We start from the raw sequence: 13228 nt of genomic DNA, 5'->3' as shown, positions 1-13228 counted from the left end.
ATTCCCCTCTTTTGACGGATGGGGCGGCTGTGGTTTCCACAGCCGCCCCATCCGTTGTTTTTGCGGTGTCTGTTGTTGCTGCAGGGCGTCTGCCGGTTTGATCGCGGCATGCGAAAATGCGCGGTACCCGTGGGCGCCGCGCATGATGCGTTGTCGGAACTTGGCGGCATTGCCGTCGAAACAAAAAGGCCGGGCTATTTTAGTTCCCGCACCGAACCCCGGTCGATGAATTCGGGCGGAATGACCGTTTTGACGCCGGGGGTGACCTTCTCTCCGTTGCGTTGCCGCTTGATCATGGAGAACGCCTCGCGTCCCACGTCGTGGAAGCGGAGACGCAGCGTGGTGAGATCCAGACGCGGAACCATGCCTTCGAGGGAATCGTCGACGCCGATGATGCTCACGTCCTCGGGAACACGTTTGCCGGCGGCCTGCAATCCGAGCATGGCTCCATAGGCCATCTGGTCGTTCGCCGCGTACACCGCGGTGCACGCTTCCTCATGGGCAAGCGCCAGACCGGCCTGGTAGCCGCTGTCGGCCTCCCAGTCGCCGATGTAGATGGGGGGTATCGTGGCTCCGGCCTGCGCCAGCGCGTCGTGCCACCCTCTGATGCGGCTTTGCGCGGCTCGGGACATGGATGGCCCGGCGATGTGGTACACGGTGCGATGCCCCTTGGAGAGCATGTAGTCCACGGCGGCCGTGGAACAGCCGTACGAATCGGAATCGATGGTGACGCAATTGTTGGCCGGTTCCTCGGAAATCAACACGATGGGAAGACCCTGCGGCGGCTTGAACTGGTTGAAATCGGTGAAGTCCCGCTCCATGATGACGATCACGCCGTCAAGGGGAAGGTCCTCCACAAGTTTCAACGCGCCGGCCAGGGAACGGTCCTGCAGATCGTCGAGCGTGCGTATGGTCGTGGAATAGCTCTGCTCTGCGGCGGTGCTGACGATGCCTTCAAGGATGCGTGCGTTGCCAAAAGCCGACATATGGGAAAGCAGTACGCCGATGTTGTTGAACCGCCCGCTTTTCAAGGCTCTGGCGGCGTAATTCGGTCGGTATCCAAGCTTTTCCATGGCGATTTCGACCTTGCTGCGTGTTTCCGGTCGGACGGCGGCACTGCCGTTCGCGACACGTGACACGGTCTGGGGTGAGACTCCGGCTTCCTTGGCAACATCCTGTAGTGATACGGAGTTGCGTGCCATGTTGTGTGCTTACCTCCTGTTGAATCGGATGCTCTCCCTATTTTACATGAATGTTAGATAAATGTTTTCGTCACCATTTGCGGGTGTTGCCTGAAGATGCTTCAATGTGGAACATACTGCAATTAGACATTTTCGGGATATGATGCTATCTTGATAACGTAAACATTCTTGAAGGGCCATATTGATGTATCTGGCTTCGGATTGCAATGTGGTGACGCCTCGAGGAGGAGGATTAATGTCGGTGTCAGAGAATGGAACCGCCGCCGTGGCCCAGCCGTCGACGGTGCGGGTCAACAAGCATAAGGCGGATTGGCGTGGATGGAAGTTCATGTGGCCGTTCGCGCTGGTGTTCGTGTTCGTGTTCGTCATCCCGATCGTGTACGCGATCTACATCAGCTTCTTCCAGAAGAAGATGATCGGCGGCACGCAGTTCGTGGGCTTCAGCAACTACCTGCGCCTGTTCCGCGACCAGCAGTTCTGGAGCGCGGTCGGCAGGGTCGCGCTGTTCACGGTCGTGCAGGTGCCGATCATGCTGTTCCTGGCCGCGGCGATGGCCCTGGCCCTGGACTCGATGAAGCTGCACGGCACGAAGTTCTTCCGCATCTCCACGTTCCTGCCGTACGCGGTGCCCGCGGTCGTGTCGACCCTGATCTGGGGCTTCATGTACGGCGCGAAGTACGGCCTGGTCGGCTCGCTCAACGACTTCCTGGGCACGGACATCGACGTGCTGAAGCCGTCCGTGCTGCTCGCCGCGATCGGCAACATCAACACGTGGGAGTTCACGGGCTACAACATGCTGATCTTCTACAGCTCGCTGTCCACGATCCCGCATTCGCTGTACGAGGCCGCGTCCATCGACGGCGCGAGCGAGTGGGGCATCATCAAGTCCATCAAGCTGCCCGAGCTGAAGGGCTCGCTCGCGATCACGGTGATCTTCTCGATCATCGGCTCGTTCCAGCTGTTCAACGAGCCGAGCATCATGCAGAACATGGTGCCGGGCAACGCGATCAGCACGTACTACACGCCGAACATGTACGCGTACAACCTGAGCTTCTCGGGCAACCAGTCGAACTACGCCGCGGCGCTGGCCATCGTCATGGCCGTGATCACGATGGCGATCGCGTACGCGGTGCAGCTGCGCAGCATGAAGGAGCAGATGAAGTGACGCGCCGGGGCGTCGTCTTCACGGGCAAGAGGATCCAAAGGAGCATTTCGAGATGACTGATACCACAATCACGGCGGCGGAGCTGAAGGCGCACGAGAGGGCCGCCAGGAAAGCCGAGAAGGAGCGCCAGCGCCGCGTCGCCAGGGACGAGGCCGCGGAGCGCAGGCGCGCCGCGAAGAGCGGTTTCGCGAACGTGTCCAACCCGAGGCGCAGCAAGCTGCTGACCCTCGTGTGCGCGATCTTCGCGGTGTACTGCCTGTTCCCGTTCGTGTACCTCATGATCAACGCGACCAAGACGCAGGCCGACTTCACCAGCACGTTCGGCCTGGGCTTCGGCCGCACGTTCGCCCTGTGGGACAACATCAGGACGGTGTTCACCTACCAGGACGGCATCTTCGGACGCTGGCTGCTCAACACGCTCCTGTACGTGGTCGTGGGCGCGGGCGGCGCGACGCTGCTGGCCATCATGGGCGGCTACGCCCTGGCGAAGTTCCGCTTCCCGGGCCGCAAGGCCGTGTTCGCGGTCATCATCGGCGCGATCAGCGTGCCGGGCATCGCCCTGGCCGTGCCGCAGTTCCTGCTGTTCGCCAAGCTCGGCCTGACGAACACGCCGTGGGCCATGATCATCCCGAGCCTGATCAGCCCGTTCGGCCTGTACCTGATGTGGATCTTCTCGGAGCAGGCCGTGCCGACCGAGCTGCTCGAGGCCGCGCGCGTGGACGGCGCGTCGGAGTTCCGCACGTTCTTCCAGGTGTCGCTGCCGCTGCTCGCGCCGGGCATCGTGACGACCGCGCTGTTCACGATCGTGGCGACGTGGAACAACTACTTCCTGCCGTTGATCATGCTCAAGGACGCGGACTGGTATCCGCTCACCATCGGTCTGAACCAGTGGAAGGACCAGGCGTCCACCGCGGGCGGCCAGGCGATCCAGAACCTGGTGATCACGGGCTCGTTGATCACGATCATCCCGTTGGTGATCGCGTTCCTGTGCCTGCAGAAGTACTGGCAGTCCGGTCTCGCGGCCGGCGCAGTCAAGGAATGATGGGAGAAGGACATCATGACACAACGCAGAACATTCCATTGGCCGCAGCCATTGGCGGGGCAACAGGCCCGCATCTGGTACGGCGGTGACTACAATCCGGACCAATGGCCCGAGGACGTGTGGGACGAAGACGTCCGCCTGATGAAGAAGGCGGGGGTGAACCTCGTCTCCGTGGGCATCTTCTCCTGGGCGCGCATCGAACCAAGGGAGGGCGTGTTCGATTTCGACTGGCTCGACCGCATCATCGACAAGCTGGGCAAGGCCGGCATCGCGGTCGATCTCGCGTCCGCCACGGCGTCCCCGCCGATGTGGCTCACCCAGGCGCATCCCGAGGTGCTGTGGAAGGACTACCGTGGCGACGTGTGCCAGCCGGGCGCCCGTCAGCACTGGCGTCCCACCAGCCCGGTGTTCCGTGAGTACGCGTTGAAGCTCTGCCGCGTGATGGCCGAACACTACAAAGGCAACCCGTACGTGGTGGCATGGCATGTGAGCAACGAGTACGGTTGCCACAATCGCTTCGATTACTCCGAAGACGCCGAGCGCGCGTTCCAGAAGTGGTGCGAGGAGCGCTATGGCACCATCGACGCGGTGAACGATGCATGGGGCACGGCGTTCTGGGCGCAGCATCTGAACGATTTCTCCGAAATCGTTCCGCCGCGCTTCATCGGCGACGGCAACTTCATGAACCCGGGCAAGTTGCTTGACTTCAAGCGGTTCAGTTCCGACGCGCTGAAGGCGTTCTATATCGCCGAACGCGACGCCTTGGCCGAGATCACCCCGGGCAGGCCGCTGACCACGAACTTCATGGTCTCGGCATTCGGTACCGGTCTGGACTACGACGACTGGGGCAATGAGGTCGACTTCGTGTCGAACGACCATTACTTCACGCCGGGGGAGGCGCATCTCGACGAGCTCGCGTTCTCCGCCTCGTTGGTGGACGGCATCGCACGCAAGCAGCCATGGTTCCTGATGGAGCATTCCACCTCGGCGGTGAACTGGCGGCAGATCAACTACCGCAAGGAGCCCGGCCAGCTGGTGCGTGATTCCCTGACGCATGTGGCGATGGGTTCGGACGCGGTGTGCTACTTCCAGTGGCGTCAGTCCAAGGCCGGCGCGGAGAAGTACCATTCCGCCATGCTTCCCCACGCGGGGGAGGACTCCCAGGTCTTCCGCGACGTATGCGAGCTCGGTGCCGACCTGAACGCATTGGCCGACAACGGGCTGCTTGGCACGAAGCTGGCGAAGTCCCGTGTGGCCGTGGTCTACGACTACGAGTCCGAATGGGCGAGTGAGCACACCGCCACGCCGACCCAGAAGGTGCACCATGTCGACGAGCCGTTGCAGTGGTTCCGCGCGCTGGCCGACAACGGCGTGACCGCCGACGTCGTTCCGGTCCGTTCGAACTGGGACGAATACGAGGTGGCCGTGCTGCCGAGCGTGTACATCCTTTCGGAGGAGACCACCCGCCGCGTGCGTGATTACGTGGCCAACGGCGGCAAGCTGATCGTGACCTATTACACCGGTCTGTCCGACGAGAAGGACCATATCTGGATGGGCGGCTACCCGGGTTCGATCCGCGACGTGGTCGGCGTGCGCATCGAGGAGTTCGCGCCGTTGGGCGACGACTTCCCGGGCGCTCCGGACCATCTCGACCTCGACAACGGCGCCACGGCGCGCGATTTCGCCGATGTCATCACCTCCGTGGGCAAGGACGCCACCGTGCTCGCGTCGTTCAAGGACGATCCGTGGACCGGCATGGACGGCCGTCCGGCAATCGTCGGCAACGCCTACGGCGAGGGACGCACGGTGTACGTCGGTGCGCGTCTTGGGCGCGACGGCATCGCCAAGAGCCTGCCCTCGGTGTTCGCGTCGCTGGGCGTGGAGGTTCCCGACGCATCCGATCCGAGGCTGCTGCGCATCGAGCGCGTCGACGAGGCCACTGGCGCACGGTTCGTGTTCCTCGTCAACCGTACGCATGAGCCGGTCGGGGTCGTCGAGCAAGGCGACGTCATCGTCTCATCCTTCGCCAAGGAGGATGACGGCAGGCTCACCATTCAGCCGAACGGCATCGCGGTGGTCAGAAGATAATCGCCGAAAATTCTCGAGGGGGTTGCGGTCTATATGACCGCAACCCCCTCTTTTATGCCCGTACTTCGTCATTGGTGTTTGGTGGTTTTCGAAGCTGGATGATAGAATGAAAATGTTTGAAAATGGTAACGTAAACATTTTTGAACGTTTGGAGAAGTTGGGCGATTTCGATATGCGCGTGACGTGATTGAAAGGATTCCCGCTTCCCATATCGATAAGGAGAATCAATGACGATTGGAAAAACAAGAAAGGGAATAGCGGCGCTCGCGGCCGTGGCGACGTTGGCCACCGGCATGGTCTTTTCCACCGGCAGCGCGTTCGCCGCTGATGGTGGCGTAACCACCGTCACCCCTAACCCTTGGTATCAGAACGGCCCGTTCGAGGGTTGGGGAACATCATTGGCATGGTTCGCCAACGCGACCGGCAATTACGGAGAACCCGGCTCCATCACCACGTCCAGCGGTGACGCGAAGGCCGATGCCAAGGCTCTGGAATACGGCAAGCAGCTGCGTGAGCAGTTCTACCAGTCCATTTTCGGCAAGGACGGCCTGAACCTCAACATGGCCCGGTACAACATCGGCGGCGGCAACGCGTCCGATGTGGCCTATGGCTATCCGTTCATGCGTCAGGGAGCCGCGGTTCCGGGAACGTGGAAGGACGATCCCGACGCGACCGGCGTGTACAAGGATTCCTCCGGCAACGCGGTCTCCACCAAGCAGGCCGACCGCGAGAAACTGGATGAGGCGTTCGATCCGAACGATGACAGCCAATACGATTTCAGCAAGGCGAAGGCCCAGGAATGGTGGGTCAAGCGCGGCGCCGAGACCGGCGACATCACCCACTGGGAGGCGTTCGCCAATTCCGCGCCGTATTTCATGACCAACAGCGGCTATGCGACCGGCAGCTACAACGCGGCGGACAACAACCTCAAAGACGCCACCAAGTTCGCGCAATACCTCGCCAAGAACGCGAAGCACCTGGAAGACACATACGGCATCAACGTCAACACCGTGGAGCCGATGAACGAGTCGGAAACCAACTATTGGCCGACTCCGACGGGCCTCGCCTCGGACTACGCCAAGGGCAACGACGCCAATGCCGAGCTCATCAACCGGTATGCGCAGAGGGAATACAAAGACAAGGATCTTTCGGTAACGCCATACACCACCGCGCTCAAGAAGCCGCAGGAGGGCATGGCCATCAGCAAGGCGCAGCAGCTGCCGCTGATCAACGCGCTCAACCAGGCGCTCAAAGACAACAATCTGGGTGACGACACGGTGGTCAGCTCCACCGATGCCTCGGTGCAGTCCCAGTTCGTCAGCTCCTACAACTACTGGCTGAAGAACGACCCGTCCATCGTCTCCGAGAAGAAGGTCGGCCAGTACAACGTGCATTCCTACGGCGCGGATACACCACGCCAGGTGCGTGACATCGCGCAGGGCGATTCCACCAAGCTCTCCATGAGCGAGGTGGACGGCTCGTGGCAGAGCGGCGGATTCAACCCATACGGCTTCGACAACGCGCTGGGCATCACCGGCAAGATCAGCACCGACATCTACAACCTGCAGTCGCAGGATTGGACGTTCTGGCAGGTCGTGGAGGACCTCTACAACATGCAGAACGGCACCAAGGACTCGAACGGCAACACGCTCAACCCCGCTGGCGAGAACACCAACTGGGGAACCGTGTTCATCGATTTCGACTGCACCGTCGCAGGCAAGGACGGCAAGCTCTACTCGCAGCGCCGTGTGGACAACAACGGCGGCAAGACGGACGGAATCACCCCTTGCAAGGTGCTCGTGAATTCGAAGTACAACGGCGTGCGCGCCTACACCCAGTTCGTGCATGAGGGCGACAAGATCATCGCCAACAACGCGACCGGCAACACGCTCACCGCCGAATCCAAGGACGGCAAGACCCAGACCGTCATCCATACGAACACCTCCAGCAAGGCGCAGACCTTCGTCATCGACCTGTCCAAGTACGGCAACATCGCCAGCAACGCGGCCGGAACCCTGTACCTCACCACCGCGTCCTCCGATGAGGACACGGCCAAGGGCGCGGACTACGCCACTCCGGAAGTGCTGAACAAGACCAGCAACGTCAAGCAGGCAGCCGATTCCGTGAAGATCGACGCAACCGCCAAGACGGCCACGGTCACCATCCCGGCGCGTTCCATCGCATCCATCCAGCTGACCGGCGTCACCGGCGTGGCCAAGGACGCGGCGGCCGTCGAGGACGGCGGCACCTACCAGATCGTCGGCAAGCAGTCCGGCAAGGCCGTTTCCAGCACCGCTTCCGGCGACTCCGCACTGTCTCTGGCCAACCTGGCCACGAACTCCGATTCCGCCAAGAAGCAGGCTTGGAAGTTCACCAAGATCGACATGTCGGGCACGGCTCGCTCGACGCTGAACGCCTACGTCATCCAGAACGCGGAAGGCAAGGTGCTGGTGTCCAAGAACGGAACCAACGCCCTCAGCGACGAATCCCTCGATGAGGCCAAGAACGACGCCTCCGCGCGTTGGATCATCAACACCGAAGACGGCGTGTATTGGCAGCTCACCAATGCCGCGGCCAAACAGTCCCTTGACGTCAATGGCTCCGGCACGGCCGCCGGAACCAAGATAGGCCTGTACAACTCAAGCGCGGGGTCGAACCAGATGTTCAGCTTCCGCTCCACCACGCCGACCGGCATCAAGTCGGCCAACGTGCAGACCGCGGTAGGCGTCGTGCCGACCTTGCCGACGACCGTGACCCCGTATTACAGCTGGGGCACCGGATCCGCGGCGACCGTCGAGTGGCATGCCAAGAATCTGGCCGACCAGGTGAAGACCGAAGGCACATACACGATCACAGGCACGGCAACCAATGAATTCGGCACCCAATTCGATGTGACGGCCACGCTCTACGTCGGCGACCTCACCGTAGCCGATCCGGTTTCCGTGACCACGCTGGCCGGAAGCACGCTGGACGAGGTGCAGTCGCAGGTCGAGCAGCAAACGGTGTATGCCCACGTCAAGGCATCCGACGCCATTGCAATCGACAACGGCAAGGTGACGTGGAACTGGGATGGAATCGCCGACAAGCTGGCCAAGGCCAAGGCCGGAGACTCCGTCGAGGTTCCGGGTACCGTCAATCTGGGCAACGGCAAGACCGCCAAGACGACGCTTACCGTCTACCTGACCTCCGCGGTGCCGGTGAACGTCGCGGACACCGGTTCCAACCTGACCGTCAACGTGCAGCAACAGCAGTACAGCAAGGGCGACAACTGGAAGAAGCTCACCGACGGCGACACCGCCGGTGAGGCATGGGTGACATGGGGCGAGAGCGGCGATGCGGCGAAGACCCCGACCGCGACGGTGAACTTCGGTTCCACCAAGCGTGAGGTCTCCAAGGCCACCATCACCTATCTCAGCAGCACGCCCGCCTCCGTGAAGGCCGAATACACGGTCGATGGCACCACATGGAAGCAGCTCGGCGAGACCGTCGACAATCCTTCCGGCACCATCACCTTCACCACCAAGGACGGCAAGCCGGTGGAAGCCACCCAGGTGCGCATCGTCAACACCGTCGCCAACGGCGGGTACATGAACGCATCCGAGGTGGAGGTGTACGCCACGCCAATCAGCGGCAGCGTCCCCGCATGCCAGGTGGGAACCGGAACGCTGAACTACTGGGAGTGGATGAAGAACAATCCTTCGGACAGCACCATGAACAGCTACGTCTCGAAGCTGTGCGACGGTGAGAAGTCTCCGCAGAAGGGTTGGTCCACCTGGAAGTCCAGCGACCTGACCGCGGACCAGCAGCAGGCGCAGCTGAACCCGACCGCGACGTTCACCTTCGATCGGACGCGCACGATCAAGGGCGTGACCGTGTACTACGGCAAGGACGGCGATGCGGAGAAGCTCCCGGGCAAGACCATCGTCGAATACCAGGACGCGAACGGCGATTGGCAGAAGCTCGGCGAGACCGACAATCCGTCGGCGACCACCGAGATCACCGCAAACCAGCCGGTCGAGGCCCAGGCCGTGCGCATCCAGAATCCGAACAAGGACGGCGATGCGGGCAACTACATCGTCGTGTCCGAGATCGAAATCGACCAGGTCGCCGATGCGCAGGCCCAGCCGGCTTCCGACGCTACGCTTGGCGATCTGCGACTCGACGGCGAAACCATCAGCGGATTCAATGGATCCAAGGATGAGTACACGGTGAACCTGCCGGTGTCGGCGGAATCCAACCCGAAGGTCCAGGCCTTCGCCAAGGACACCGCGGCCAAGGTCACGGTGAAGCAGGAAGGCGGTGAGCACGGCCTTGGCGGCAAGGCGGTGATCACCATCACCTCCGCGGACGGCACGCAGACCAAGACCGTCACCGTGAACTTCAATGCGGCCACCCTGACCGGATTGAAGCTGTCCGGGCCGACCAAGACCGAATACAAGCTCAATGAGCGGCTCGACCTTGACGGCCTGACGGTAACGGCGGTCTACAAGGCGGGAGATAAGACCGAAGAGGTTCCGGTCAAGCTCGACGATCCACAGCTCGCCATCAGCGGCTTTGATGCGTCGGCCGCAGGGAAGCAGACGATCACCGTCAGCTATCGTGGGGTCTCCGCGACCTTCACGGTGACGGTCGCCGGCAATCCGGCGCAGCCGACCGTGAAGCCGAGCGACGACCGCAACAATGCCGGCACCGCGGGAGCTTCCGGCACCAACGATGCCTCCGGCAACGGACTGTCCTCAACCGGTTCCGACACGGCCGCCGTCGCGGTGCTCATTGCGGCGCTGGTCATCGTGGCCGGGGCGATGATGGCACTGCGTCGCCGTAGGGCCTGATCATCGGATGCCGTGTGCTCCGCATCCGCATGGAGCACACGGCATCGTTCTCATTCATCGTATTTCCCTAGTTATCCGGCCGCCGTCGGCATCGATGCGGGCGACGGCCATTCACGAAGAAGTGTTTTATGGAGCGACAAGAACCAAAAATCATGCGGCGCATCATCGCCGCGATGGCGGCGGCATTCTGCCTGGGAAGCGTAGCCATCAGCGCGACTACAGCGGACGCCGCGGGCGTGGACTATCTGCCGACGACGGAGCAGACGCCCACCTACAGCAAATTCCAGCCGACCACCGATCCCGGCAGCGGCGCCAGCAATTACTTCCAACCATATTGGTATGCGAAGAACGCCAGCGGCACCGGTGGCACCCACATCCAGGCGCACGGCGGGCAGGTCGTGCAGGTCAAGGAAAACGGCAAGAACGTCTATTACTGGTATGGCGAGGACCGTTCCAACGGATACGACAATTCTCCGGGCGTGCACGCCTACCGTTCGACGGATCTGTACAATTGGACGGATCTGGGCGTCGCCTTGCGCTCGGTGAGCAAAAAAGCCGAATTGACCGATAAGAACAACCCCAATTTCGAGTATTTCAACAGCACCTACGGATTGACCAAATCGGACGGCAGCGTCGATACCGCCAAAGCCGAGAAGCTGTTCACCTTCCTCAACTCCTACCCGGACCAGGATGGGGACGGCAAGGCCGATTCGGTGCAGGCCATATTCGAGCGTCCGAAGATCATCTACAACCAGAAGAACAAGGAATACGTGCTGTGGTGGCATTCCGACGGGTCCACCACGCCGGGCGGTTCGAATTACGCGCGCGCCTTGGCGGGCGTGGCCGTGTCGAAGAACCCCGCGGGACCGTTCAAGCTGGTGGGCGCCTACCGACTGCCGAACCAGAACAACTGGAAGCAGGCCGCGGGCAATCCATCCTGGGGCGAGGACGGCGACAGCCGCGACATGACCGTGTTCGTCGATCCGAAGGACCAGAGCGCGTATGTGGTGTATTCGTCCGAGGCGAACGCCACCCTGTACATCGCGAAGCTGAACGACGACTACACGAATGTGGTGAAAACCACCAGCGTGGACCAATCCGAAGGGCAGAAGCAGTATTCCGAATCCGGACAATATCCGTACATTCTGGCCGACGGCACCGCGGACGCGCCGGTGCGCGGCAAGGATTTCCAGATCGTCAAACAGAACGGTTCCCTGGAAGCGCCCGCCGTGTTCATGTGGAACGGACGGTACAACATCATCGCGTCCGGAGCGACCGGCTGGTCTCCGAACAAGCAGACGTATTACACGTCCGATTCCATGCTTGGCTCATGGATCCGAGGCGTGCAATCCGATGACGCCAACGAGAACACGTGGTACAACTCCATGCCCGAAGGCTCCGACGGCCTGCTGTCGGTAGGCGACAAGCGGGGCACCACATTCGGATCGCAGTCGGCAAGCGTGCTGGCCGTGGACCAGAAGAAGGGGCACTTCATCTATCTGGGCGACCGTTGGGATTCCGGCAAGGCGGATTCCACATACGTCTGGCTGCCGTTGACCATCGGCGAGAACGGCAAGATCGAGATGCACAATCCCGCGCAGGAAGGCGAGGCGGACGGCTGGACCACCGACTACTGGGACAACCACGGCGGCGCGAAGATCGACAACGCCCCGTACTGGACGGTGACCGACGACGGATTGCCGGATACCGTCAACCTGGGAGACAAGGTCTCGTTGCCCTCCGAAGTGACGGTGAAGACCGGCGACGCCGCGGCGAAGAAGGTCGCGGTCACCTGGAGCAAGCTGGACACGTCGACCCCGGGCAAGCAGACCATCACCGGCACCTTGGCCGAGGATGACACGTTCCATGCCGGACGCACGTTCACTCGTACCATCAATGTGGGATGCAGCTCCGAAGTGAGCAGCCCATGGAACGTCCGCCAGTGGAACGGCGGCAGCTCCTGCGTGGTCTCGTCGAAGAACAACGCGACCACGTTCTACGTCGCCGACAACAAGAACAACGGCGTGTGGACCGACCGCAACGGCGGCAGCGCCATCGTGCAATGGGACCGCATGGGCGAAGGCAATTCGATCGTCACCACCGTGGTGCCGAAGAACCTGGGCGGCAACGTCGATCCCCGTGCCGGACTCGGCGCCAGGGAGAGCTTCTGGAACGCCAATGGAGACAAGGGCAAGGGATATGTGCTTCTGCTCGCCAGCCCGTCGGGCGTCTACATGCAATGGGATTCCGACAACAACCATTACATCGACAAGGAAGGTACGCACGTCGGTACCGGATTCGGCCAGATCGATGGCGATGGCGTGCAGCTGAAGCTCACCCGCGACTCGGCAACCAAGTTCACCGGCTACTGGCGCAACGTGGGCGACAGCGAGTGGCAGAAGGTGCAGGAAGTGACGTTGCCCGAAGGCATCGACGCCAAACTCGATGCCGGCGTCTTCGCCACCTCCAACAACAACCAGGGCACCTTCACCACATTGTTCAAGAACACCTACTTCGATGACGATGTGGCGGCGCTGGAATCGCTGACCATCGCAGGAAAGTCGGTGGATGTGGACGCCGCGTCCGCGGACGAGGGCGTGACCGAGAAGGTCGAAGACCTCGATGGCATCACCAAGGACGCCGTCAAGGCCGTGGCCGCCGGTTCCGCCACAACCGAGGTGGATGTCGCCGACCAGACGGATCCGCAGGCCAAGGTCGTCACCGTCACGGTGACCTCCAAGGACGGCAAGACCAGTGCGGTCTACAAGGTCACCTATGTGAAGACGGCGACGGAACCGACGCCCGACCCCAATCCGACGCCCGACCCCGACAATCCGGGAGGCGGCAACAACGGCAGCGGTTCCGGTGACAACGGCTCCGGCAACGGTGGCAATGGCTC

The 13228-nt window shown here is 61.9% G+C and carries 6 protein-coding genes; 5 read left to right on the top strand and 1 reads right to left on the bottom strand.

Annotated elements, in window-relative coordinates:
• Positions 1-194: 194 nt before the first annotated feature.
• A complete protein-coding gene (locus B3C64_RS00315; protein WP_291532944.1) occupies positions 195-1202 on the bottom strand; it encodes a LacI family DNA-binding transcriptional regulator in 1008 nt (335 codons plus the stop codon).
• 235 nt (positions 1203-1437) lie between these two features.
• On the opposite strand from B3C64_RS00315, the gene B3C64_RS00310 reads away from it, so the two are divergent.
• From B3C64_RS00310 to B3C64_RS00290, 5 genes are all read left to right on the top strand, one after another.
• Positions 1438-2367, top strand: a complete 930-nt coding sequence (locus tag B3C64_RS00310; RefSeq protein WP_414632138.1) for a carbohydrate ABC transporter permease — start codon at positions 1438-1440, stop codon at positions 2365-2367.
• 52 nt (positions 2368-2419) lie between these two features.
• Positions 2420-3409, top strand: coding sequence for a carbohydrate ABC transporter permease (locus B3C64_RS00305; protein ID WP_291532942.1), 990 nt, complete (start codon positions 2420-2422; stop codon positions 3407-3409).
• A 15-nt stretch (positions 3410-3424) separates the two neighbouring features.
• Entirely contained in the window at positions 3425-5497 is a 2073-nt protein-coding gene (locus tag B3C64_RS00300) for a beta-galactosidase (protein WP_291532941.1), read from the top strand.
• Positions 5498-5724: 227 nt separating this feature from the next.
• Entirely contained in the window at positions 5725-10329 is a 4605-nt protein-coding gene (locus tag B3C64_RS00295; RefSeq protein ID WP_291532940.1) for a bacterial Ig-like domain-containing protein, read from the top strand.
• Between the two features lie 128 nt (positions 10330-10457).
• Positions 10458-13228 (top strand): Ig-like domain-containing protein (locus B3C64_RS00290; protein ID WP_291532939.1); only part of this gene is annotated, 2771 nt, incomplete at its 3' end.

Origin of the sequence: Bifidobacterium sp. UBA6881, from assembly GCA_002451435.1 — a bacterium.
Taxonomy (GTDB): Bacteria; Actinomycetota; Actinomycetes; order Actinomycetales; family Bifidobacteriaceae; genus Bifidobacterium.
The sequence above is the reverse complement of the archived record's forward strand: the minus strand, read 5'-3'. Positions and strand labels throughout refer to the sequence as shown.

Bases quoted from the DNA above. Each gene is read 5' to 3' on its own strand.
- B3C64_RS00315 (WP_291532944.1), bottom strand. From the start codon at position 1,202: ATGGCACGCAACTCCGTATCACTACAGGATGTTGCCAAGGAAGCCGGA.
- B3C64_RS00310 (WP_414632138.1), top strand. From the start codon at position 1,438: ATGTCGGTGTCAGAGAATGGAACCGCCGCCGTGGCCCAGCCGTCGACG.
- B3C64_RS00305 (WP_291532942.1), top strand. From the start codon at position 2,420: ATGACTGATACCACAATCACGGCGGCGGAGCTGAAGGCGCACGAGAGG.
- B3C64_RS00300 (WP_291532941.1), top strand. From the start codon at position 3,425: ATGACACAACGCAGAACATTCCATTGGCCGCAGCCATTGGCGGGGCAA.
- B3C64_RS00295 (WP_291532940.1), top strand. From the start codon at position 5,725: ATGACGATTGGAAAAACAAGAAAGGGAATAGCGGCGCTCGCGGCCGTG.